The following is a 22,511-nucleotide window of genomic DNA, read 5'->3' as shown; positions in this document are numbered from 1 at the left end:
GTGCTGGCTGTCAATATTTCTTGACAGCCATCTTCCGGTTCACCGAGTTCTGACATATCATTTTAACGTTATTGGCTTAAAACGGTGAATTTCCCATGCGTCTTGAAGTCTTCTGTGAAGACCGTCTCGGTCTTACCCGCGAATTACTCGATCTTCTTGTTTTACGTAGCATTGATTTACGTGGCATTGAGATCGATCCTGTCGGGCGAATTTACCTCAATTTTGCCGAAATTGAATTTAACACCTTCAGTAGCCTGATGGCGGAAATCCGCCGTATCGCTGGCGTTACGGATGTACGCACCATCCCCTGGATGCCCTCCGAACGTGAGCACCTCGCCCTGAGCGCGCTGCTTGAAGCGATGCCCGAACCATTCCTCTCTTTGGATCTGAAAAGTAAAGTCGAGCGCGTTAACCACGCGAGCTGCCAGCTTTTCGCGCAGAGCCAGGAGAAGCTCAGCAGCCACCACGCCGCGCAGCTGATCCCCGGTTTTAACTTTCAGCGCTGGCTGGACAGCAACCCGCAGAATACGCACAGCGAGCATGTGGTGATTAACGGGCAGAATTTCCTGATGGAGATCACACCGGTCTATCTGAAAGGAGAAGGAAATAGTCGCGTATTGACCGGGGCGGTGATCATGCTGCGCTCGACTCTACGCATGGGGCGCCAGCTGCAAAACCTCTCCAGCCAGGACGTTGGCGCATTCAGCCAGATTATTGCCGTCAGCCCGAAAATGCGCCACGTGGTTGACCAGGCGCGCAAGCTTGCCAGCCTTACCGCGCCGCTGCTGATTACCGGCGATACCGGTACCGGGAAAGATCTGCTGGCGCACGCCGTGCACCTGGCAAGCCCGCGTGCGGCAAAACCGTATCTGGCGCTTAACTGCGCTTCAATTCCAGAAGATGCCGTCGAAAGCGAGCTGTTTGGACACGCGCCGGAAGGCAAGAAAGGGTTCTTCGAGCAGGCCAACGGCGGCTCCGTGCTGCTGGACGAGATCGGCGAAATGTCGCCGCGTATGCAGGCTAAACTGCTGCGTTTCCTGAACGACGGCACCTTCCGCCGCGTCGGTGAGGATCACGAAGTGCATGTGGACGTGCGCGTCATTTGCGCCACCCAGAAGAACCTAGTGGAACTGGTGCAAAAGGGGATTTTCCGCGAAGATCTCTACTACCGTCTCAACGTCCTGACGCTGAACATTCCACCGCTGCGCGATTGTCCGCAGGACATCATGCCGCTAACGGAGCTGTTTGTGGCCCGCTTTGCCGACGAGCAGGGCGTTCCACGTCCGAAACTGTCTGCAGATCTCGGCACGGTGTTAATGCGCTACGGCTGGCCGGGCAACATTCGTCAGCTTAAAAACGCCGTTTATCGCGCGCTGACCCAGCTGGAAGGGTATGAACTGCGCCCTCAGGACATTCTGTTGCCGGATTACGACGCCGGGACGGTATCGGTAGGCGAAGAAGCGATGGAAGGCTCGCTGGATGATATCACCAGCCGCTTCGAGCGCTCCGTGCTGACGCAGCTGTACCGCAGCTACCCCAGCACCCGCAAACTGGCAAAACGGCTTGGCGTCTCGCATACCGCGATTGCGAATAAGCTACGTGAGTATGGATTGAATCATAAGAAAGGTGACGAATAACAAAAAGCCTCTGTAAAGAGGCTTTTTTAATGTTTATTCCTTCGCCAGCGGCGTGGTCACGATCTCTGTTTTTGTCTCGCCCTGAATCGACGCAATCCTGCTTTCGACGTCCTTCACCTGCTGCGCGCTGTGTAGCAGGGTATAGGTCAGGTCAAACTGAGCGCTGGCGCCTGGTTGCAGCTGCTTAACCCGCTTCTGCTCGCGTTCAATGGTGACGGGGTAGGCGTAGCTGGTGCCTGGCTCAATCCCCGTGACATAGCCCTGTTTTGGCGTATCGGTATTTTTCCACAGGGTCAGCACGGGCAGCTGGCGGGTATCAAACTGAATTGACGCGCCTTTGTCACCGGCTTTATTCACCACCGCCGCGAGGGTTTCATGGTTGCTGTCCGCAAGCGGTTTGATGTTAAAGACCATCTCATCAAAGCCTTTTGTCGGCCCGGCGTAGGTTTGCCAGTCGTTAACGCCCGCTTTCGCGTAATCATTGAACGGGCTCACGCTTGCCGCCGGGGCAAGGAAGCGCGCGCCTTCTTCGAGGACAGGCGCCCCGAAGTTGCTGTGGTAGATGATCTGATAGTCATGAGGATAATCGGCATGGTTCGTCAGAACGTCATGCAGGCTGAACTGGTTGGTTCCTGGAACGTAACGCAGTTCGGTCATGGTTTGCAGATCCGCTTTTTTAAAGGTGCTTTCTTTGATGAGACCGCGAATACGAATTTCATGCGGGGCAGCATCCGCAATTTCTACCTCCACCTGGGATGCCGGTGTATTCCCCGCCTTGCCATGCAGGGTGTAAATCTGGCCGTCAGCGGTGACCGGGTGCCCCGTCCATTCGTAGCCACAGCGGACCATCATCTCGTTGAAACCTTCCAGCCAGCCAAGTCCGTTTCGGCTTTCCAGATTAATATACGCCGGGTTAACGACCTCTTTAACGGGCGAATTCCACCCCAGCCTGGTGCCAAAGCCCTCCACATGCAGAAGGTTCATCCCGCGCGTCGGGCTTAAGGTGATGGTCAGGCCGTTTTTACTGCTAATAACGATCACTTTACTACCTTCCTGCTTGCCGCCGTGCAACACTTTTTGCTCGATGCTGAACGTTCGATCGTTAATTTTCAGCTCATCGCTGGAAATCTTCCAGTTTCCTTTTTCCACGCTGCTTTCAGCGCTTGTCAGCACCCAGGTTTTTGCTGCGGCATGGCCCGAAACCAGTACCGAAAGGAGCGTTAAAGCCAGTTTTATTTTCATATTTATCCCTTTTTGCTGAAACGATTATTTAACTTCGTAAGCAAATCTAATGTTTTGGCGATAAGGGAAATGTGATGCGCCTCACTGAGGGTAAATTCAGGGTTGTTTAACGATCAATATGCGGATCTGATCGCTATTTTGGTGAATTCTTGAAACTGAATTGCGTTAATTTTGTGACGCAAGCTCATTGTTGCTTTAACGATTCAGCCAGTAATTAATAAAAAACCCCGCCATAGCGAGGTTTTGAAAAAGCGGTATAGAATGCTAAGTAATGATTATGCTTTCAGCTTTTCCAGCGCGGCGGTGTAATCCGGCTCGGTAGTGATTTCATTAACCAGTTCGCTGAAGATGACAGTGTCGTTTTCATCAAGAACCAGTACCGCGCGTGCTGCCAGGCCTTTCAGAGGGCCTTCGGCGATGCTGACGCCGTAGTTTTCGAGGAAATCCGGGCTGCGCAGGGTGGAGAGGGTGATAACGTTGCTCAGGCCTTCAGCACCGCAGAAGCGAGACTGGGCGAACGGCAGGTCAGCAGAAATGCACAGCACAACGGTGTTGTCCATTTCAGTTGCCAGCTGGTTGAACTTACGCACGGATGCGGCGCAAACACCGGTATCAATGCTCGGGAAAATGTTCAGCACTTTGCGTTTGCCCGCAAACTGAGCCAGTGTGACGTCAGACAGATCTTTAGCCACCAGAGTAAAAGCCTGCGCTTTGCTGCCAGCCTGCGGAATGGAACCTGCAACAGCAACCGGGTTGCCCTGGAAATGAACGAGTTGTGACATAGATATCTTCCTGTTTACATATAGTTAACGTCGGGGCTAGTGTATGCCATCCGCGGATAACACGGCAAACCAAATTTTTTCGCCTTTCCGGGCTGCAAGGAGTCAGTGATGAGAAGCGTTAAGGTCTATGAAGAAGCCTGGCCATTGCATACCCCGTTTGTGATCTCCCGCGGCAGTCGAAGCGAAGCCAGCGTGGTGGTCGTTGAAATCGAAGAGGACGGTTTTAAAGGCGTAGGGGAGTGTACGCCTTACCCGCGCTATGGTGAAAGCCTCGCGTCAGTGATGGCGCATATCATGACGCTGGTGCCAGACCTGCAAACCGGGCTCACGCGCGAGGCATTACAGCAGCGTTTGCCCGCCGGGGCCGCACGTAACGCCATTGATAGTGCGCTCTGGAGCCTGGAGGCGGCGAAACAGCAGCAACCCCTGACAGCATTGCTGGGCGTGGCGCTGCCTGAATCGGTGGCTACCGCGCAAACGGTAGTGATTGGCGAGCCGGAACAGATGGCCGCCAGCGCTAAAGCGCTTTATGACGCCGGGGCCCGGCTGCTGAAGGTGAAGCTTGACGATCGTCTGATTAGCGAGCGGATGGTCGCCATTCGCGCGGCGGTACCCTCAGCCACGCTGATTGTTGATGCCAATGAATCATGGCATCCAGAAGGGCTGGCCGCCCGCTGTCAGCTGCTGGCCGACCTGGGGGTGGCCATGCTGGAGCAGCCTCTGCCAGCAAAAGATGACGCGGCGCTGAAGAACTTTATCCATCCGTTGCCTGTTTGTGCGGATGAAAGCTGTCACACACGCGCGAGCTTGAGCGAGCTGCAGGGCCGCTACGAGATGATTAATATTAAGCTCGACAAGACCGGCGGGCTGACAGAGGCGCTGGCCCTGGCGGCAGAAGCCCGGGCGCAAGGTTTTTCACTGATGCTGGGCTGTATGCTCTGTACGTCCCGGGCAATCGGCGCGGCGCTACCGCTGGTCAATCAGGTCCGTTTCGCCGATCTGGACGGCCCGACGTGGCTGGCGGTTGACGTCTCTCCCGCGCTCCATTTTACCAGCGGCGTGCTTCATCTCTGAGGCTGCCAGCGTAAAAGATCCACCATGGCTTTTAAGTATTTTTCGCTGGCCTCGTCGGAGGAGATCGGCGGGAATTCAGCGGTTATGCAGGGCAGGCTCAAATCGGCGCACCAGCTACCGAACGAGCCTGGCGTTTCATAGCCCACGCTGGTCACGAGCGGCAGGGCGAAAGCGTCTGCCAGCCACGCGCCAAGCTCGGAGTGACGCGGATCTTCAATACAGGCCAGCGGATCGTGGAAGGAGACCACCCACGCGGGATGGATCTTATGGATTAGCTGGCACAGCGCCTGGGTTTCCGGCTCTGAGCCTGGCTTATCTCCCGTTAGCAGAACCACATCACGCTCCTCGGCGGAGCTGTTCCAGCGATACACCGTTTCCCCGGCGCGCCAGTTTGCTGATGGAAAATTACGGTTTAAGTCAACGCCTCGCGCATTGGCGCGAAGACCCAGCTGGCAGCCGTCCGGGTTAACCGCCAGAATCACGTGATGACGTCGCAATGACGGCGTCAGCGTCCGCAGCGCGCAGGAAAGCGTCACGATGGAGGAGTTTTCATCCCCGTGCGTGCCGGCAAGAATCAAGCCGCTTTCGCGGTCTGCATCGGGGGCGGGGAACCAGATCAGCGATGCGCCTAAAAAGGAGCGGCCATATTGCTCAGCGCCCGGCGGAAAGGCGCCGCGTTCCGCTCTCGGTCGGGTGGTTGCCATACGAAATCCTGATAAAGAAGTCACCACTGGCAGTGTTGTGCAAAACCCGCTGTTAATCAAATAGTTTCCGTAATGGCTAAGAATTGCCTTAAATCACTATTCAGGCGTAAGTTATTTGCATTTCTCTTTGTCGAAACAAATAATTACGCATCTGCTTAATACCTGAATTCATTAAAGGGGATCTTATGAAGCATCCTGTTTCGCGTCTTTTTGTCGCACTGTGCCTGTGCGGGCTCTCTTCACTTTCTTTCGCAGCTGACGTGCCGCAGGGCACTGCGCTGGCGCAAAAACAGGAGCTGGTCAGGCATATTAAAGACGAGCCGGCTTCGCTGGACCCGGCGAAAGCCGTGGGGTTGCCAGAGATTCAGGTGATTCGCGATCTCTTTGAAGGCCTGGTTAATCAGAATGAGAAAGGGGAGCTGACGCCGGGCGTGGCGACACGCTGGCAGAGCAACGATAACCGCGTCTGGATGTTTACCTTACGCGATGACGCGAAATGGTCCGACGGCTCCCCTGTCACCGCCCAGGATTTTGTCTACAGCTGGCAGCGTCTGGTTGACCCGAAAACCACCTCTCCGTTTGCCTGGTTTGCCGCGCTGGCGGGAATTAATAACGCGCAGGCCATTATTGACGGCAAAGCCGCGCCCGATACGCTGGGTGTGACGGCGGTGGACGCCAGAACGTTACGCGTTCAGCTGGACAAACCGCTGCCGTGGTTCAGCAACCTGACGGCGAACTTTGCTTTTTATCCAGTACAAAAAGCTAACGTCGAAAGCGGTAAAGAGTGGACGCGACCGGGCGCGCTGGTGGGGAACGGGGCTTACGTTCTGAAGGACCGCGTGGTGAATGAAAAACTGGTTGTGGTGCCCAATACGCACTACTGGGACAATGCCAAAACGGTACTGCAGAAGGTGACCTTCGTGCCGATTAATCAGGAATCGTCGGCGACCAAACGCTACCTGGCAGGGGATATTGATATTACCGAATCGTTCCCAAAAAACATGTATCAGAAGCTCATGAAGGACATTCCGGGGCAGGTTTATACGCCGCCTCAGTTGGGAACGTATTACTATGCCTTTAACACCCAAAAAGGCCCGACGGCGGATGCACGGGTTCGTCTGGCGCTGAGTATGAGCATCGACCGTCGTATCATGGCAGAAAAGGTGTTAGGGACGGGGGAGAAGCCCGCCTGGCACTTCACCCCAGACGTGACGGCAGGGTTCACTCCGGACGCCTCACCGTTTGAGCAGATGTCGCAGCAGGAGCTGAACGCCCAGGCCAAAACCTTGCTGCAGGCTGCAGGATACGGTCCTCAGCGTCCGCTAAAGCTGAACCTGCTGTATAACACTTCGGAAAACCACCAGAAAATCGCGATTGCGGTGGCCTCCATGTGGAAGAAAAATCTCGGTGTGGATGTCAAACTGCAAAACCAGGAGTGGAAAACCTACATTGATAGCCGTAACACCGGCAACTTTGATGTGATCCGCGCCTCATGGGTGGGCGATTACAACGAACCATCAACGTTCCTGTCGTTGTTGACCTCCACTCACAGCGGCAACATCTCCCGCTTTAATGACCCTGCCTACGATAAGATCGTCCAGCAGGCGACGCTGGAAACCACCGCGAAGGCGCGCAATGCGGACTACAACATGGCGGAGAAAATCCTTATGGAGAAGGCGCCTATCGCGCCAATTTATCAGTACACTAACGGTCGCCTGATTAAGCCCTGGGTGAAGGGCTACCCCATCAATAACCCGGAAGACGTGGCATATAGCCGGACGATATATATTGAAAAGCACTAATCGGTACTGGCTTGCTGTTAACGCAAGGTAACCACGGCTAAATCCAGAGCTGGCGCGGCTGACAGCGCCAGTTTTCATTAGCGTCCTGAAAAGAGATTTCCTCAAATGACGGTTTTTAGCAATGACGCTATATCCTGGGTCGGCAGATTATTCAGTACATTCCAGGTATCTTTCATCGGCCACCATACACCGTCTCCCCTGGCGAAGGCCGTGCGATAGCCTGTCATCGTATCATCCGGTTTCAAACGCAGCTCATCCAGTAGCGCAGAGAGGGGTAATACGTCTTTAGTGAACGTTTGGCCGGTCACGCGTTCAACAGTTTCTGCCAGTTTTCCGTATGAGGTTGTTTCACCTGCAATAAATATCACTTCATTTACGATCCGCGGCTGATGCAAATAAATTTCGGTGGTGAGTCGGCCAATATCCGCAGGTGATGTCACGGTGACCTGTGTGTCCCATCCTCCGAGCGCATTAATGGTTTTTTCGGATAAATTCACCACATCAAATGCCGGTTCGAAGAGAAAGCTGGTAAACATACCGGTTGAAATAATCACCCATTCCGTCGCGTTCTGTTCCCGCAGTAGCGTCCTGACATCATACTGCTCGTCCCAGACGGGCTGACCGCTCCCTTTGCCTACCACATCGTAATTCACGCCAAACTGCCAGGGAAAATAGCGTTTAACGCGAGCCTCCAGTACCGCGCGAGTAATCTTTATCTGTGTTCCCGCGCCAGCGACAAACCCCATGCAGTTGATAACAGTATCAAAATCCGCGAAGTGGTTTTTTAACGCGTCAATCGTGCTGGCAGCGACATCGACAGAGATAAATTTGGCCCCTGCATCAGCCAGTTTTTGATGCGTTTCGGACTGAAGCTTACCCCGGCTGTCCCTGGAGCCGGGCGATACGATAACGGAGACAGCGCCGTCGCGCTGCGCGACTGCCGGAACCAGATACTCCAGCACGGCAGCGCCCAATTGTCCTGCACCAAGCACTAATACTTTTTCGCCTGTCGTGATATCACGTTCTTTCATACTGAGCCTCTCTTTGTTAAATCGCTTGATTACTTCAACTTGAGCAAGGTTATGTCAGATGGCTGCATTCGATAAGACGACAAGTATAAGTTAGACTGTTCGTAAAAATGGGATAATCGATCTTTTCAGGCGCGGTGGGAATATGGATAAACTGGAATCAATGCGGGTATACGTTTATGTGGTCGAAACCCATAGCTTCGCCAGGGCGGCAGAAGTGCTGGGGCTACCGCGCTCAACCGTATCGCGGGTCGTTAAGGAGTTGGAGACATACCTGGGCATTCAGATTTTACAGCGCACCACCCGGAAACTCAGCGTGACCGCAGAAGGCCGACGTTACTATGACGAGAGCAAACGGCTGCTGACGGATATTGCGACAATGGAGTCTTCCTTTCCCGGCAGATCCGCGCAGCCAAGAGGCCGTTTTAAAGTCGGGATGCCGCAGTCTCTCGCCCGACATTGCATTCTTCCCAGTCTCCCGGAATTTCTCCGCCAGTATCCCGAGCTGGAGCTGATACTCTGTTCCAGCGATAACGTGGAGGACATTATTCAGGAAGGGTATGACTGCGTGATCCGCACCGGGAGGATCGAAGATTCAACGACGCTGGTCGCGCGCCCTCTGGCGAACTTCAGGTGGGTTGTTCTGGCTTCTCCGGGCTATATAGCCGCCTGTGGTAAGCCGGAAAATCTCGACCAACTGGAAAAGCATTACGCAGTCGGCTACCTGAACCACCGCACCGGGCGTACCATTGACTGGTTTTTTACGCGTGATGACGGCGATTGTGCAATCCGCATGAAAGAGACGCTGATCGTCGATGACACCGACGCCTATATCCAGGCCGGAATTCATGGGCTCGGATTAATTCGCGTGGCCAGCTATCTGGCTGAGCCGTATCTGAAGAGCGGGGCGTTGGTTCGCTGTATGGAGGACGTCTCTTTCGATTTACCGCTTTCGCTTGTCTATCCACAAAACCGCTATCTCCCGCCTTCGGTACGCGCCTTTTATGACTGGAGCAGAGCGGTGCTACACCAACATGGTGACTGACGGGCGAAAACCCTGATTTTGCTTAATAGCCGGAAATAAAAAAAGCCCGTCAGAGAACGGGCGAAATAAGCAAATGATTTAGTGATTCGTTATCAACATTGTTGGAGGATAACGCCGCGTATCTTACGTGGCTGAGGGCAATGCAGATACCTGACAAATTCGGTAGGTGAAACAATAAATTAAACGTGCACTACAGTGCGTCAAAAGTGGGGTAAAGACTGTTTTCCAGATATTCAACGAAAAACCAAATCTCACCGCTGAAAATAAACCATAAGCCAAATATAATAAGCAATAAAATAATTAAGGTGAGTATTATTTCTGTCTTTCCCATTGTTGCCACAACCCACCCGTCGTTAATTTACTTAAGCTGGGCATTGTAGCGGGGCTTTTCACGATACTCCAGTTTCATGCCGCAAGGACTTTATTACGCCCGTCGTTTTTGGCGCGATAGAGCGCATCGTCGACACGTTTAAACAGCGCGTCAATACTCTCTTCCGGGTCATGCCGAGCCACGCCAATACTGACGGTAAAGCGTGGTAAGCCTGGGAGGGTAATATGGGCGACCGCCGCACGGACGGATTCGGCAATCTTCAGCGCCGTTTCGAGAGACGTACGCGGCAACAGGATGACAAACTCTTCACCGCCCCAGCGAAACACCAGGTCATCTTGTCTGCTGCAGGCTTCCAGCGTTCGGGAGAGGGCGATGAGCACCTCATCACCCTTCAGGTGACCAAAGAGGTCATTGATGTTTTTAAAATGATCGGTATCCACCAGCAGCAGGCTAAATTGCTGCTGGGCGGAGAGGTGGCTCAGGTTGGTTTGGTCGATAACGTTATAAAACTGACGTCGGTTGAGTAACCCCGTCATCGAGTCACGTAATGCAGCATTTTCCAGCTCCTGCTCAAGCCTCTTTTGCTCAGTAATATCATGGATTATGCACAGCATCAGTTTGTCGCCGTAGATCTCAATGGGCCCCGCGTAGGTCTGGACGTGGCGGGTGGTGCCATCGGCAAGGCGGTGAATAAAATTGAGCGGCTTATGTCCGCCGGGCAGCGCGGCAATCTCCGTCATGATGGGCATGACGCCTCTGCCAAGCGTGTTAATTTCCCAGGTGTGCTTCCGGCACATCTCATCATGTGAATAACCGTAAAAGCTGAGCGCGGCCAGGTTTGCATCGACAATTTGCCCGTCACGGGCAGGATCGATTAGCAACATTGGTGCGCTGTTGGTCAGGAAAAAGCGGGCGTAAAACCCCTGTTTTTTGCGTTGATAGGTTGCGGAACGGCTGGCTTTCAGGCTTGAGGGGGCGTGCGAAGAGATCCCTTCGAAAACGATAACATCACCATCCGGCGTGACGTGGGTGAGGGAGAGGCGACAGCTTATCGGTACGTCCTGCCCGCCCCGGCTAACTGTCCAGATCTCGACAATATCGTGATCGTTTTTCAGTTCAGGAACATACATCGACAGTACGGTTTGCGCACTTGCAGAACAGGACCCTTTACGCAGGTCATTCAGCGTTTTATTACCCGTTAGCTGTATTGCGGCCACATTTGCAAAAATAATCTGTTCCGAAACAGGAGAAATGAGCCACACGGGCGTTTTAATTGCATTAAGCGCATCAAAACTATTTTGCGACATAGTATTTTCCTGTTCATCGGCACGATACGCTGGTAATCATGGCAGAACTGACCCGCATGTACTCCCTTGAAACATACTCTAGTCAATCCCGTCAGGCATGATTTTTTTGTGAAATAAATTCGGGGTCCGTTTGAATTTTACTTATGGGTATAATTTGTTTGTCTGAGTTTTTTTGTAGCAGCAGCCACGGAACCTGTTCAGCAGGCAAGGGGCGGGAGAAAAGGTAGCCCTGGAGATAGTCACAGCCGAGGCTGGTCAGTATTGCCTGCTGTTCGTCCGTTTCAATCCCCTCGGCAACGACAGTCATCTCCATGGTGCGCGCAATATTAATAATGGTTTCCACCAGCTTGCGGCTTTTTTCATTTCCCAGCATAGAGGACACAAAGCTCTTGTCGATTTTAAGCTCTTTTGCCGGAAGAACGCTCAGCATCAGCAGGTTGGAATAGCCCGTGCCAAAATCATCAATAGAGACGGTGATCCCCGCATGGTTAAAGGCGTTGAGCAGCTCGATGCTGCGGTCGAGATTTTTTAGCGCGGTACTCTCCGTGACCTCCAGGATCAGCCTTGAGGGCGACAGATTATATTTATCCAGCATGGACGACACGATGTGAAAGATATCCGGCTGTTCGAACTGAACAGGGGATAAATTGAGCGATAACGTCCACTGGCTGAAACCTTGTTCAGTCCAGAAATGAAGCTGCCGACACGCGGCTTCAATAGCCCAGTTGCCAACCGGAATAATCAAACCCGTTTGTTCCAGAGTGGGTAAAAACATACCTGGCAGCAAAACGCCTTGCTCCGGATGCCGCCAGCGCAGAAGAGCCTCAAAACCGTGGATCGTCTTATCTTTAGCATGCCAGGTTGGCTGATACCACAGTTCAAACCGATCGCTTTCCAGCGCCTGATAAAGTTCATGCAGAAAACCCGGCTGCGCCGGAACCGCCGTTGACATCTCAGGGCGGTAAAACGCCCAGCCGTTACGACCTTCTTGCTTAACGTGGTGTAAGGCGGCATCCGCCTTAAACTTCAGTTCATGCAGCGTTTCGCCATCCTGAGGATAAAGGCTTACACCCGCGCTGAGGGTGGTACTCAGCGTATGTCCGCAAAGGGATAGCGGACGGCGCATATCCGCGAGCAGCGTCGTGAGCAGGGTATTGAGCTTTTCTTCGTCGTATTCGGGAACCAGCAGGATAAAGGCATCCCCACCAAGCCTGGCCAGCGTCATCTCACGGGTAAGTAGGGAGGTGATGCGTTGGGCAATGGTAATTAATAACTCATCACCGACGCTGTGACCCCAGGTATCATTCACGCGTCTGAAGCGATCGACATTCAGAAAAACCACGCCAAATTGTTTGTTACTCAACAAGGCGCTGTGCAGACAATCCTGCATTCGGATATCCATCTGCTGGCGGTTTGCGAGGCCGGTGAGAGCGTCAAAGCGAACCTGTAGCTCAAGCTGACGGTTGAGTTGGCGCAGATTGTCCGTCAGCCGGCTGGTCCGCCAGTGCGAATCGATAAGCGAAATAATTAACATCATGCCGAGCAGGGCGAGCGTGGTGACGGAAACCCAGATGGATAACCCCAGCTCGCTGACCCCGCCGGGGAGCGTATGCGCCATCTCATGGAAATGCGCGGCGCTCATGCCTGTATAGTGCATCGCGCAAATGGCGGCGCCCATGACTAACGCGGCGAGAATGCGAGTCACAAAGACCCCTTTGTGCTTATCTCTAAGGCGAAAAGCCAGCCACAGCGCCACACCGGAGGCGACCACGGCAATCATCACGGACACACCCACAATGCGCCGATCCCAGAGGATGCTTCCTTCCAGCATCAACGCGGCCATGCCGATATAGTGCATAGCGACCACGCCAGCGCTGAGGATAACCGTGGCGAAGAACAGCCGAAAGGGAGAGAGGTGTTTGCCCGTAACGGCAATATTTATTGCTATCGTGGAGGCAACGATCGCCACGCCGAGAGACGCAAGGGTTAGCCATAGGTCATAGCTCATCATCATCGGCATTTGCATCGACAGCATACCGATGAAGTGCATTGACCAGATCCCGATGCCCAGCGTGATCCCGCCGGCAATGCGCCAGAACAGAGCCGCTTTACGGCTGGAAAGGGGAATTTTCCCGGCGCTGTCCAGGGCCACAAAGGAGGCGATAAACGCCACCAGATAAGAGACAGCGATCAACACAGGGTCCCACGATATATTGAGCATTATGCAATCCCACGCCTGAGAGGGTTACCGATTTTGCCTGCCGGCACGTCTTTATCTGGCAACGAACATGCGCATTCAAACCATATTAGTTATTTATCGTGGAAAATAGCCACTAATATAAAAGGTCAAACTTACCCACAATATAAAATATATTCTTTATGTTAATGCATTAAGTACTGCTAAACATAGTCGATAGATTGTAGCAAAGCGTCTTAAATATGTGTGCATATGGACCGTTTTACCGCAGATAATGGTATCGCTTCAGGAGGCTTTGGACCAGCAATACAGCATATGGGGCATGACATTTCTACTAAAACCTCTTTTTTATCTGACTTAAGTTAAATACAGGGTGGGTAACGGCGAAACGAGAAACCAGCGTATTATGTGAGGACAAACGCAAAAGTGAATGCTATAAATCTAAATGCCGACCAAAATATAAGTTGTGGGTAAAAACATGCTAAGAAATATTAGTGTCAGGACCTTCATTGCCTGGTTCCTGCTGTGCCTGTTTTTAGTGAATGCAGGTATCGTTGCTCTATTTTCCAGCAATCTTCCTCTTTTCGTTTCGATTAATCTGGTCAATTTCGTTGGATTATTTTTGCTCTGGAGTTATATGACGAAGTTTCTTGTGACGCCGATCAATACTGTGAAAAAAAGTATTGAAGAAGTGACCGCAGGCAACTTAGGCGTCTCTATCCCCGAGTTTGGCAATAACTGCGCGGGGCGATTAATTCCCGGGATTAATAGTCTTTCCAGCAACATCGCTACGCTGGTGCGTGAGATCAGGGCATCATCACAAAACGCCATGGCCTTGTCGGATCAGCTCTCTTCCCGCAGTGCCCAGCTCTCGGTGAAAACAGAGCAGCAGTCTGCGTCTCTGGTGCAAACTGCGGCAAGCATGGAGCAGATGGCGGCAAGTACCCGAAACAATGCCGATAATACCCGGCTGGCGAGCGAACAGGCGAATGCCGCGACGTTGCAGGCACGCAAGGGCGGAGATCTGATGGAACAGGTTGCCAGCAATATGCAATCCATTACCGAGTGCGCGCAGCAGATGACGGAAATTATCTCCCTGATCGACGGGATTGCATTCCAGACGAATATTCTGGCGCTTAACGCGGCCGTCGAGGCCGCGCGGGCGGGCGATCACGGGAAAGGGTTCTCCGTGGTTGCAGAGGAAGTCCGAAACCTGGCTCACCGCAGCGCTGAGGCGGCGAAAAACATCAAAACGCTGATTGACGTTACCAGCAGTAATGTCACCCAGGGTGCCAGCGTTGTGTCGGAAGCGGAGAAGAATATGCGTGACATCGTGACCGGCTCCGGCAACGTCAGCCGGTTAATGGACGAAATTTCTACCTCAACCGCAGAGCAGGAGAAGGGCATTTCCCAGATCACGCTGGCGCTGTCCGAACTGGAGCGGGTCACGCAAAGCAACGTGGCGATGGCGGAGGAGCTCAACGGTTCCTCTGATGTGCTGCGTAATCAGGTGATCGAACTGCAGACGCGGACCCGAAATTTCAGGCTGGACCAGGGGCACCCCCCGTCACCAGTAGCCAGCCCTGTCTCGTTTCATCCGCGCCCCGAGCACTCTCATTGACAGCTTCCCGAAGCCTGGCATGCCAGGCTTTTTTATTCTCAAAATATAGCGTGTACAATTCCTGAGCGATTTCAGCGCGATGCGAAACATAGTTGTTGCTTAACCCCTGATGGAAGCTAGACTGACATCGAAAGAGCCAAACAGGGGAGGCGCTGTGGAGAGCATTAAAGGATCCGAACTTAACGTTCCTGACGCAGTTTTTGCGTGGGTGCTGGACGGTCGCGGCGGTGCCCGACCGCTGGAAGATGATGATGTCATTGATAAAGAGCATCCCTGCTGGCTACATCTGAACTATACCCACCCGGACAGCGCTGACTGGCTGGCCTCGACTCCGCTGCTGCCTAACAACGTACGCGATGCGCTGGCGGGGGAAAGCCTGCGGCCTCGCGTAAGCAGGATGGGTGACGGGACGCTTATCACCCTGCGCTGTATAAACGGCAGCACGGATGAACGTCCCGATCAGCTGGTTGCGATGCGCGTCTATATGGACGATGGGCTGATTGTTTCCACACGTCAGCGTAAGGTTCTGGCGCTGGATGACATTGTGAACGACCTCAAAGAGGGGACCGGACCGGTTGACTGCGGCAGCTGGCTGGTGGACGTCTGTGACGCCCTGACCGATCATGCGAGCGAATTTATTGAAGAGCTGCACGATAAAATCATCGACCTGGAAGATAATCTGCTCGATCAGCAGATCCCGCCGCGCGGCTTTCTGGCGCTATTGCGCAAGCAGCTGATCGTGATGCGTCGGTATATGACGCCACAACGGGATGTGTATGCCCGTCTGGCCAGTGAAAGACTCAACTGGATGAATGACGATCAGCGCCGCCGGATGCAGGACATTGCTGACAGGCTGGGCCGCGGGCTGGATGAGATCGATTCCTGTATCGCCCGAACGGCGGTGATGGCGGATGAAATCGCGCAGGTGATGCAGGAGTCGCTGGCGAGAAGAACCTACACGATGTCCCTGATGGCGATGGTCTTTTTACCCAGCACATTTCTGACAGGGCTTTTTGGCGTCAATCTGGGCGGTATACCCGGCGGCGAATATCGGTACGGCTTCACCGCGTTTTGCGTCATGTTAGTTGTTTTGATTGGTGGTGTTGCATGGTGGTTGCATCGTAGTAAATGGCTGTAAATTTACGATTTTTTCACCTTTTTCGAGGATTAAAACGCTCTTTTAATTGAGCGAAGTCAATAAACATCACCCCCGTAAGGTGCAATATTACTCCCGCAGGTGAATGCAACGTCAAGCGATGGGCGTTGCGCTCCATATTGTCTTACTTCCTTTTTTGAATTACTGCATAGCACAATTGATTCGTACGACGCCGACTTTATAGTCGGCTTTTTTTTTGCCTCCTGTTTCTCAGCGTCTACCCTAAAAGGGACGACAGCAAATCCTGGAGGGAAAGATGAGCATTTTACTCGCTCTGCTACTGCAACACGCGCGTCAGTCCGATCCTGTCCCCACCGATCCCGTGCCGATGCCCGATCCCATTCCGCGTCCGCAGCCGATGCCAGACCCGCCGCCGGACGAAGAACCGATTAAATTGTCGCATCGAACCCCGAGATCTGCGAGGATACGCGCCATCTGACCGTAAAGATGACCACGAGAGATTATTGTGACCGCTTTTTCTACCCTGAATGTTCTGCCTGCCGCCCAACTCGACAACCTCAACGAGTTGGGATACCTCATGATGACGCCTGTTCAGGCGGCCGCGCTGCCCGCTATCCTTGAAGGCCGGGACGTGCGTGTGCAGGCGAAAACAGGCAGTGGGAAAACGGCCGCTTTCGGTCTTGGTCTGCTGCAGCATATTGACGCGTCGCTGTTTCAGACCCAGTCACTGGTGCTGTGCCCGACCCGCGAGCTGGCAGATCAGGTCGCGGGTGAACTGCGTCGCCTGGCGCGCTTCCTGCCCAATACTAAGATCTTAACCCTCTGCGGTGGGCAGCCGTTTGGCGCACAGCGCGATTCTCTCCAGCACGCGCCGCACATTATCGTCGCGACGCCCGGCCGCCTGCTTGATCACCTGCAAAAAGGCACCGTTTCGCTCGATGCCTTAAGCACGCTGGTGATGGACGAGGCGGACAGGATGCTGGATATGGGCTTCAGCGATGCCATTGATGAAGTGATCCGCTTCGCGCCGGTCGATCGTCAGACGCTGCTGTTCTCTGCGACCTGGCCTGAAGCCATCGCCGCGATCAGCGGTCGCGTGCAGAATAACCCGCTCACCATTGAGATCGACAGCGTCGATGCGCTGCCGGCCATCGAACAGCAGTTCTTTGAAACCTCGCAGCAGGGAAAAATCCCGCTCCTGCAGAAACTGCTGAGCCAGCACCAGCCTGCGTCATGCGTAGTGTTCTGTAATACCAAAAAAGACTGCCAGGCGGTTTGTGATGCCCTGAATGCGGCGGGGCAGAGCGCGCTGTCGCTGCACGGCGACCTGGAACAGCGCGATCGCGATCGGACGCTGGTGCGCTTTGCTAACGGCAGCGCGCGCGTGCTAGTGGCGACCGACGTGGCCGCACGCGGCCTGGATATCAAATCCCTTGAACTGGTGGTGAACTATGAGCTGGCATGGGATCCCGAAGTGCACGTCCACCGTATTGGTCGCACTGCTCGCGCCGGAAACAGTGGGTTGGCCATCAGCTTCTGCGCGCCGGAAGAGGCGCAGCGCGCCAATATTCTCTCAGAAATGTTGCAGATCAAACTGAACTGGGTGAACGCGCCGGGGAACGTCAGGCTCATGCCGCTGGAGGCCGAAATGGCGACGCTGTGCATTGATGGCGGCAAAAAGGCCAAGATGCGACCGGGGGATGTGCTGGGCGCACTGACCGGAGATGTGGGGCTGGAAGGGGCGGATATCGGGAAGATTGCGGTTCATCCGGCACACGTGTACGTGGCGGTTCGCCAGGCGGTTGCGCATAAGGCGTGGAAGCAGCTGCAAAACGGCAAGATTAAAGGCAAAACCTGCCGCGTACATCTGCTGAAATAAGGCATAAAGCGTCTCAGAAGGTCTTTCTGAGACGCCCATCGCTTATTTCACTTCAAGCACGTTCAGACGCAACTCTTCGAATTGATTGTCCTCGTCTTCCGGCTGCCAGCCCGCAGGCTTCATTGGGATCTCTTCCCGGTCAAACGCCAGATCGCCACCATTCACCACCTCCGAGCCGTGGTTGATACCTTTGAAGTCGAACAGCTCTACGTCAGCGAGGTGGGAAGGAACCACGTTCTGCATCGCGCTGAACATGGTCTCAATACGGCCCGGATAACGTTTGTCCCAGTCGCGCAGCATGTCGCCAATCACCTGACGCTGCAGGTTCGGCTGTGAGCCGCACAGATTGCATGGAATGATCGGGAACCCTTTCGCCTGAGAAAAACGCTCAATGTCTTTTTCCCGGCAGTAGGCAAGCGGGCGGATCACGATATGCTTGCCATCATCGCTCATCAGCTTAGGCGGCATGCCTTTCATCTTGCCGCCATAGAACATATTCAGGAACAACGTTTGCAGGATATCGTCGCGGTGATGGCCCAGAGCAATTTTGGTCGCGCCCAGTTCCGTTGCGGTGCGATAGAGAATGCCGCGGCGCAGACGGGAGCAAAGCGAGCAGGTGGTTTTCCCTTCCGGAATCTTCTCTTTCACGATGCCGTAGGTGTTTTCTTCGACGATTTTATACTCAACGCCCAGCTGCACCAGATATTCCGGCAGAATGTGCTCCGGGAAGCCCGGCTGTTTCTGGTCAAGGTTGACCGCCACCAGGGAAAAATTTACCGGCGCGCTTTGCTGAAGATTACGCAGGATCTCCAGCATGGTGTAGCTGTCTTTACCCCCTGACAGGCAAACCATGATGCGGTCGCCTTCTTCAATCATGTTGAAGTCCGCAATGGCCTCGCCCACGTTACGGCGCAGGCGCTTTTGCAGTTTATTCAGGTTGTATTGCTCTTTCTTTGTATTTGATTGATTTTCTTGCATTTATTACTACCTTCGGAGCCAGTAGCGGCGAAAGACGGGTTAGCGCCGGCAGATAATAGCCAGCAGGCAAAAGTATGCCGCGTATGGTACGGATTCCGGCGGCGAATGCCAGCACGTTTTACACTCTGCGCAATAGCTAATAAAGCGTAGTCGGCTTTCTGTTCGCCATCCGGGAGGAGGGACCAAAACAAACTGGCGTTATCGTTGAACGCGGAAGCCATAAGGTACTGCTTGCTCATGATGGCGCGTATGCGAAGCTTCACAAAATGCAATTCGGTGCGTCGAAGAGGTCATTCATTTTGAGGCCCGCATGCAATAGCGGGCTGATAGCACCTGACCGGATACATGCGTAAGATAGCGTATAATGCTTTCCCGACATACGCTTACATATTCCGTGACTGACCCTATGACATTGAATCGCTTTTGTTTTGTTCTGCTGATCCTCGCTGCGATCGGCAGCTTTTTTTCCTCGTATCCTTTTGCCATGTGGTTTCTGCTGATTAATATGCTGACGATAGCGATTTATGGTGTCGACAAAACGGCGGCACGAAAAGCGATGCGCAGGATACCGGAAGTCACTTTACTGACGTTTGGTACTGTGGGAGGGTGGCCAGGCGCCATATTGGGCCAACAGCTCTTTCGCCATAAAACGCAGAAGCAGCCCTTCAAAACCTGGTTTTTGCTGAGCATCGTCGTGAATATTTCAGCCACGGCGGCGCTTTATCATTTCTGTCCCTTTATTCTTTTTTGAACATCATCAGGACCGCACAAATTCACCGTTGACCTCAAGTTAACTTGAGCTTTTAAGGTGGCTACGACATGTTGATACAGGAGTAACATCTTAAAATGAAAGACATTGATGTAGGATTCACTCATGTTGCGTTTATGGTCAGGGATCTGGAGAAGAGCCTTGCTTTTTATCGCCGATATGCCGGGATGGAGGTCATCCATTCGCGTGAGCCCGATCTTCCAACTGCCCGTAAAGTGGCGTGGCTAACTGACCATACGCGTCCTTTTGCGCTGGTTCTGGTGCAGGCGGACACCGTGACCGATACGCCGCTGGGGCATTTTGGCCACCTTGGGATTGCCTGCGCCACGCGCGAAGAAATTGACAGAAAAACCGCGATGGCCGCTAAAGAAGGGGTGTTGAGGAAAGCGCCGGAAGATCTGGGTGACCCCGTCGGCTATTATGTATTTTTTGCCGATCCTGACGGTAATACCTTAGAGCTCTCATACGGCCAGCGTGTCGGAATAACAGCGATCCAGGCGAAATAGTAAAACGCCTGAAAACGGTCTGAAAAATCCTGCTACGCTTGTTTGTTGTATCAGGAGCATGAGTATGAAGAACAAAGACGAACAAACAGGATTAGTGGGGCTGGCGATTGGGGCTGCCGTTATAGGGCTGGTTTCATCGCAAAAAACGATCGATCGTGACAGCATTGTCAACGAACTTGTCAGGCTGGGCAGGCAGAAAGGCGATGGTGTAGAAGATGAGGTTTTTCTCAAAGCTGCCGAACTGGTAAGAAAAGGGGTATAGCCAATGGCTGACATTCGTCATGCACAGTGCCACTGTGGTGCGGTGGCCTTTACCGTCGAACTGACTGACGGCTTGAATACCGCGCGGCGCTGCAGCTGCTCTTTTTGCCGTATGCGGGGCGCGATTGTGGTCTCTGCACCGCTGTCGGGTATCACCGTGACCAGAGGTGAGGATAAGCTGACGGAGTACCGGTTCAACACGGGGACGGCGCGGCATTTCTTCTGCTCGGTCTGCGGGATTTACACGTTCCATCAGCGTCGCTCTAACCCAAATGAATACGGCGTCAATGTGACCTGTTTTAAAAATGTGTCGCCGTTTGATTTCCCAGAAGTGACGGTGATGGATGGCGTAAACCATCCGAGCGACGGCGAAAGCGGCGTTTTTGGCTATCTCTCGTTTCGCAAAAAAGAGACCAATCAAGATTAATTACCGCCTGGCCTTTTTTTTATCAGCCTGGCTATAGTGGGAAGTGGGTTTCTAAAACAGGAGAAATTATGCTCTGTGTAGAAAAAGACGATCCGCGTGAGGCCCCGGAATCAGGGGATAAAAAACCTCAACCCGTGAAAAAATAACGCTCGAAATGCGTATGACCGCCACCGGCACTGCTGGTGGCTTTTTTCTGGGAATCACTGTTAATGGTGATCCAGATGGTTTAGCAGCGTGCCGAGATGCCCGACAATATCTCGAAAATCAAAGATTAACGCCATCCACAAGCATGCTAAAAGTGTCAGAATGGTAACGGATATACGACCAAACAACGCAGGTATCCTTAATGAAGAGGGGGATATCGGCGCAGTCTAACCCGCTTTCTTTCAACTTATCCTCAACAATATCGCGATAAAGCGCTGTTGCGAGACAAACATCAAAAAAAGGAGAGCCCGCATGACGCTGCGGGCTCTGACCATCAGAACTGGTAAACCAGGCCTAATGCAACGACATCGTCGGTGCTGATACCGTTGTTTTTGTAGAAGCTGTCATCTTCATCCAGCAGGTTGATTTTATAATCAACATAGGTGGACATGTTCTTGTTGAAATAGTAGGTCGCGCCTACGTCCGCATATTTAACCAGGTCCTGATCGCCCTGACCGTTGCCCAGGTCTTTCCCTTTAGACTGCAGGTAAGAAATGGCCGGACGCAGACCGAAATCGAACTGGTACTGTGCGGTCACTTCGAAGTTCTGAGTTTTGTTGGCAATACCACCGCCTGATTTGCTATCACCTGAACCGTACGGCGTCATATTACGGGTTTCAGAATACATCGCCGCCAGGTAGATATTATTTGCGTCATATTTGAGGCCTGCAGTCCAGGCATCCGCTTTATCACCACCCGCATATTGAGACGCAGCGCCAGTACCTGCGCTTACCTGGTCATTTGTACGGTCAGATGAGGCGTAGGCGGCACCGGCACTGAACCCCATACCGAAATCATAGGTGGTTGAAATACCGAAGCCGTCGCCATTCTCATAACGCATGTCGCGGCCGTTGTTGGTGCCTTCCTGATTGTTGCTGGCATCTTCATTGTTGCCCTGATACTGCAGCGCGAAGTTCAGACCCTGCACCAGACCATAGAAGTCAGTGTTGCGGTAGGTTGCCACGCCGTTGGCGCGGCCGGTCATAAAGTTATCCGCATAGGTGTAAGAGTCGCCGCCGAACTCAGGCAGCATATCGGTCCAGCCTTCCACGTCGTACAGCACGCCATAGTTACGACCATAATCGAAGGAACCGTAGTCACCCACTTTGACACCCGCGAAGGCCAGACGCGTCCAGGACTGATTATCAGACCCTTCGGTGTTATTCGCCTGAATGTTATATTCCCACTGCGCGTAGCCGGTCATCATGTCGTTAATCTGCGTTTCACCTTTGAAACCCAGACGCATGTAGGTTTGATCGCCGTCTTTTGAGGCATCATCGGAGAAATAGTGCAGACCATCTACTTTTCCGTACAGATCTAATTTGTTGCCGTCTTTATTATAAATTTCTGCCGCATGCGCGGCGCCAGCCATTAACAGAGCTGGAATCATCAGAGCCAGTACTTTTCTTTGCATCGTGATATTCCTTTGCAGTTGTTTTTATTTGATTACCTGTTGAACTTTCTGAAACCGAAAGTTGTCCCATGCTAAATCACTCCTGTGAAAGAGTAATAAAATATAATTGTTACTAATTGAGTAAAATCTCAAAAGAATAAATCCGCGGAAATGATCATCGTTGTGGTGAATGATTGAAAATGATTC

The 22,511-nt window shown here is 53.1% G+C and carries 22 protein-coding genes and 2 pseudogenes; 14 read left to right on the top strand and 10 right to left on the bottom strand.

Going from position 1 to position 22,511, the window contains the following annotated elements:
• The first annotated feature begins 95 nt into the window (after positions 1–95).
• Positions 96–1,637, top strand: coding sequence for a transcriptional regulator TyrR (tyrR, locus tag IM295_RS19790; protein WP_028013361.1), 1,542 nt, complete (start codon positions 96–98; stop codon positions 1,635–1,637).
• A 33-nt stretch (positions 1,638–1,670) separates the two neighbouring features.
• Here tyrR and IM295_RS19785 read toward each other — a convergent pair whose 3' ends face one another.
• On the bottom strand, positions 1,671–2,879 hold the full coding sequence (locus IM295_RS19785) for an aldose 1-epimerase family protein (protein ID WP_048959060.1): 1,209 nt from the start codon (positions 2,877–2,879) through the stop codon (positions 1,671–1,673).
• A 275-nt stretch (positions 2,880–3,154) separates the two neighbouring features.
• Entirely contained in the window at positions 3,155–3,661 is a 507-nt protein-coding gene (tpx, locus tag IM295_RS19780; RefSeq protein ID WP_028013359.1) for a thiol peroxidase, read from the bottom strand.
• Between the two features lie 108 nt (positions 3,662–3,769).
• On the opposite strand from tpx, the gene ycjG reads away from it, so the two are divergent.
• The gene (gene ycjG, locus IM295_RS19775) at positions 3,770–4,735 is read left to right on the top strand and encodes an L-Ala-D/L-Glu epimerase (RefSeq protein WP_028013358.1); all 966 of its coding nucleotides are present in this window, start codon (positions 3,770–3,772) and stop codon (positions 4,733–4,735) included.
• Here ycjG and mpaA read toward each other — a convergent pair.
• Positions 4,726–5,439: a murein tripeptide amidase MpaA gene (mpaA, locus tag IM295_RS19770; protein ID WP_028013357.1), complete on the bottom strand. Its 714-nt coding sequence runs from the start codon at positions 5,437–5,439 to the stop codon at positions 4,726–4,728. The two genes, ycjG and mpaA, sit on opposite strands and share 10 nt — an antisense overlap.
• Before the next feature lie 185 nt (positions 5,440–5,624).
• Between mpaA and IM295_RS19765 the strand changes: the two genes are divergently transcribed.
• Positions 5,625–7,241: an ABC transporter substrate-binding protein gene (locus IM295_RS19765; RefSeq protein ID WP_193067231.1), complete on the top strand. Its 1,617-nt coding sequence runs from the start codon at positions 5,625–5,627 to the stop codon at positions 7,239–7,241.
• Positions 7,242–7,342: 101 nt separating this feature from the next.
• On the opposite strand, the gene IM295_RS19760 is transcribed toward IM295_RS19765, so the two are convergent.
• Positions 7,343–8,272 (bottom strand): aromatic alcohol reductase, encoded by a 930-nt coding sequence (locus IM295_RS19760; RefSeq protein WP_193067230.1) that lies wholly within the window; start codon positions 8,270–8,272, stop codon positions 7,343–7,345.
• A 142-nt stretch (positions 8,273–8,414) separates the two neighbouring features.
• Here IM295_RS19760 and IM295_RS19755 point away from each other — a divergent pair, with 142 nt between their 5' ends.
• A complete protein-coding gene (locus IM295_RS19755) occupies positions 8,415–9,314 on the top strand; it encodes a LysR family transcriptional regulator (RefSeq protein WP_193067229.1) in 900 nt (299 codons plus the stop codon).
• Positions 9,315–9,504: 190 nt separating this feature from the next.
• On the opposite strand, the gene IM295_RS19750 is transcribed toward IM295_RS19755, so the two are convergent.
• The 3 genes from IM295_RS19750 to IM295_RS19740 all read right to left on the bottom strand — a co-directional run bounded on the left by IM295_RS19750 (position 9,505) and on the right by IM295_RS19740 (position 13,173).
• On the bottom strand, positions 9,505–9,645 hold the full coding sequence (locus tag IM295_RS19750; protein WP_032644880.1) for an Ecr family regulatory small membrane protein: 141 nt from the start codon (positions 9,643–9,645) through the stop codon (positions 9,505–9,507).
• Between the two features lie 74 nt (positions 9,646–9,719).
• Complete coding sequence (locus IM295_RS19745) at positions 9,720–10,952, bottom strand: sensor domain-containing diguanylate cyclase (RefSeq protein WP_193067228.1); 1,233 nt, start codon at positions 10,950–10,952, stop codon at positions 9,720–9,722.
• A gap of 91 nt (positions 10,953–11,043) precedes the next feature.
• Complete coding sequence (locus tag IM295_RS19740; protein ID WP_193067227.1) at positions 11,044–13,173, bottom strand: bifunctional diguanylate cyclase/phosphodiesterase; 2,130 nt, start codon at positions 13,171–13,173, stop codon at positions 11,044–11,046.
• 454 nt (positions 13,174–13,627) lie between these two features.
• Here IM295_RS19740 and IM295_RS19735 point away from each other — a divergent pair, with 454 nt between their 5' ends.
• From IM295_RS19735 to dbpA, 4 genes are all read left to right on the top strand, one after another.
• Entirely contained in the window at positions 13,628–14,770 is a 1,143-nt protein-coding gene (locus IM295_RS19735) for a methyl-accepting chemotaxis protein (protein WP_193067226.1), read from the top strand.
• Positions 14,771–14,924: 154 nt separating this feature from the next.
• Entirely contained in the window at positions 14,925–15,908 is a 984-nt protein-coding gene (gene zntB, locus IM295_RS19730) for a zinc transporter ZntB (protein ID WP_028013350.1), read from the top strand.
• Between the two features lie 292 nt (positions 15,909–16,200).
• A complete protein-coding gene (locus IM295_RS23125; protein WP_305143948.1) occupies positions 16,201–16,365 on the top strand; it encodes a hypothetical protein in 165 nt (54 codons plus the stop codon).
• 27 nt (positions 16,366–16,392) lie between these two features.
• Positions 16,393–17,766 carry an ATP-dependent RNA helicase DbpA gene (gene dbpA, locus IM295_RS19725; protein ID WP_193067225.1) on the top strand — a complete coding sequence of 458 codons (1,374 nt, stop codon included), beginning with the start codon at positions 16,393–16,395 and terminating at the stop codon, positions 17,764–17,766.
• Positions 17,767–17,808: 42 nt separating this feature from the next.
• Here dbpA and ttcA read toward each other — a convergent pair whose 3' ends face one another.
• Together ttcA and IM295_RS23120 are read right to left on the bottom strand one after the other, a co-directional pair.
• Positions 17,809–18,744, bottom strand: a complete 936-nt coding sequence (gene ttcA / locus IM295_RS19720; protein ID WP_193067224.1) for a tRNA 2-thiocytidine(32) synthetase TtcA — start codon at positions 18,742–18,744, stop codon at positions 17,809–17,811.
• 20 nt (positions 18,745–18,764) lie between these two features.
• A pseudogene (locus tag IM295_RS23120) lies at positions 18,765–18,869 on the bottom strand (site-specific integrase); the annotation flags it as partial.
• A gap of 63 nt (positions 18,870–18,932) precedes the next feature.
• Between IM295_RS23120 and IM295_RS23115 the strand changes: the two are divergent.
• The 6 genes and pseudogenes from IM295_RS23115 to IM295_RS23110 all read left to right on the top strand — a co-directional run.
• A pseudogene (locus IM295_RS23115) lies at positions 18,933–19,022 on the top strand (ABC transporter); the annotation flags it as partial.
• Positions 19,023–19,150: 128 nt separating this feature from the next.
• Positions 19,151–19,495, top strand: coding sequence for a DUF1294 domain-containing protein (locus IM295_RS19715; protein WP_028013319.1), 345 nt, complete (start codon positions 19,151–19,153; stop codon positions 19,493–19,495).
• Positions 19,496–19,590: 95 nt separating this feature from the next.
• Complete coding sequence (locus tag IM295_RS19710) at positions 19,591–20,019, top strand: VOC family protein (RefSeq protein WP_048956133.1); 429 nt, start codon at positions 19,591–19,593, stop codon at positions 20,017–20,019.
• Positions 20,020–20,083: 64 nt separating this feature from the next.
• The gene (locus IM295_RS19705; protein ID WP_028013317.1) at positions 20,084–20,281 is read left to right on the top strand and encodes a hypothetical protein; all 198 of its coding nucleotides are present in this window, start codon (positions 20,084–20,086) and stop codon (positions 20,279–20,281) included.
• A 3-nt stretch (positions 20,282–20,284) separates the two neighbouring features.
• The gene (locus IM295_RS19700) at positions 20,285–20,707 is read left to right on the top strand and encodes a GFA family protein (protein ID WP_193067223.1); all 423 of its coding nucleotides are present in this window, start codon (positions 20,285–20,287) and stop codon (positions 20,705–20,707) included.
• A 68-nt stretch (positions 20,708–20,775) separates the two neighbouring features.
• The gene (locus IM295_RS23110; RefSeq protein ID WP_223239581.1) at positions 20,776–20,853 is read left to right on the top strand and encodes a hypothetical protein; all 78 of its coding nucleotides are present in this window, start codon (positions 20,776–20,778) and stop codon (positions 20,851–20,853) included.
• A gap of 332 nt (positions 20,854–21,185) precedes the next feature.
• Here IM295_RS23110 and ompC read toward each other — a convergent pair whose 3' ends face one another.
• On the bottom strand, positions 21,186–22,325 hold the full coding sequence (gene ompC, locus IM295_RS19695; protein WP_028013315.1) for a porin OmpC: 1,140 nt from the start codon (positions 22,323–22,325) through the stop codon (positions 21,186–21,188).
• Between the last annotated feature and the right edge of the window lie 186 nt (positions 22,326–22,511).

This window comes from Enterobacter cloacae complex sp. P14RS (assembly GCF_014895895.1).
In the GTDB taxonomy this organism is placed as follows: Bacteria; Pseudomonadota; Gammaproteobacteria; order Enterobacterales; family Enterobacteriaceae; genus Enterobacter; species Enterobacter bugandensis.
Note: the sequence above shows the minus strand (reverse complement) of the source record. Positions and strands in the feature narration are given on the sequence as shown.

Bases quoted from the DNA above. Each gene is read 5' to 3' on its own strand.
- ompC (WP_028013315.1), bottom strand. From the start codon at position 22,325: ATGCAAAGAAAAGTACTGGCTCTGATGATTCCAGCTCTGTTAATGGCT.
- ttcA (WP_193067224.1), bottom strand. From the start codon at position 18,744: ATGCAAGAAAATCAATCAAATACAAAGAAAGAGCAATACAACCTGAAT.
- IM295_RS19785 (WP_048959060.1), bottom strand. From the start codon at position 2,879: ATGAAAATAAAACTGGCTTTAACGCTCCTTTCGGTACTGGTTTCGGGC.
- IM295_RS19745 (WP_193067228.1), bottom strand. From the start codon at position 10,952: ATGTCGCAAAATAGTTTTGATGCGCTTAATGCAATTAAAACGCCCGTG.
- tyrR (WP_028013361.1), top strand. From the start codon at position 96: ATGCGTCTTGAAGTCTTCTGTGAAGACCGTCTCGGTCTTACCCGCGAA.
- IM295_RS19755 (WP_193067229.1), top strand. From the start codon at position 8,415: ATGGATAAACTGGAATCAATGCGGGTATACGTTTATGTGGTCGAAACC.
- IM295_RS23110 (WP_223239581.1), top strand. From the start codon at position 20,776: ATGCTCTGTGTAGAAAAAGACGATCCGCGTGAGGCCCCGGAATCAGGG.
- tpx (WP_028013359.1), bottom strand. From the start codon at position 3,661: ATGTCACAACTCGTTCATTTCCAGGGCAACCCGGTTGCTGTTGCAGGT.
- IM295_RS19710 (WP_048956133.1), top strand. From the start codon at position 19,591: ATGAAAGACATTGATGTAGGATTCACTCATGTTGCGTTTATGGTCAGG.
- IM295_RS19765 (WP_193067231.1), top strand. From the start codon at position 5,625: ATGAAGCATCCTGTTTCGCGTCTTTTTGTCGCACTGTGCCTGTGCGGG.
- IM295_RS19735 (WP_193067226.1), top strand. From the start codon at position 13,628: ATGCTAAGAAATATTAGTGTCAGGACCTTCATTGCCTGGTTCCTGCTG.
- IM295_RS19715 (WP_028013319.1), top strand. From the start codon at position 19,151: ATGACATTGAATCGCTTTTGTTTTGTTCTGCTGATCCTCGCTGCGATC.
- IM295_RS19740 (WP_193067227.1), bottom strand. From the start codon at position 13,173: ATGCTCAATATATCGTGGGACCCTGTGTTGATCGCTGTCTCTTATCTG.
- IM295_RS19705 (WP_028013317.1), top strand. From the start codon at position 20,084: ATGAAGAACAAAGACGAACAAACAGGATTAGTGGGGCTGGCGATTGGG.
- IM295_RS19750 (WP_032644880.1), bottom strand. From the start codon at position 9,645: ATGGGAAAGACAGAAATAATACTCACCTTAATTATTTTATTGCTTATT.
- IM295_RS19700 (WP_193067223.1), top strand. From the start codon at position 20,285: ATGGCTGACATTCGTCATGCACAGTGCCACTGTGGTGCGGTGGCCTTT.
- mpaA (WP_028013357.1), bottom strand. From the start codon at position 5,439: ATGGCAACCACCCGACCGAGAGCGGAACGCGGCGCCTTTCCGCCGGGC.
- ycjG (WP_028013358.1), top strand. From the start codon at position 3,770: ATGAGAAGCGTTAAGGTCTATGAAGAAGCCTGGCCATTGCATACCCCG.
- IM295_RS19760 (WP_193067230.1), bottom strand. From the start codon at position 8,272: ATGAAAGAACGTGATATCACGACAGGCGAAAAAGTATTAGTGCTTGGT.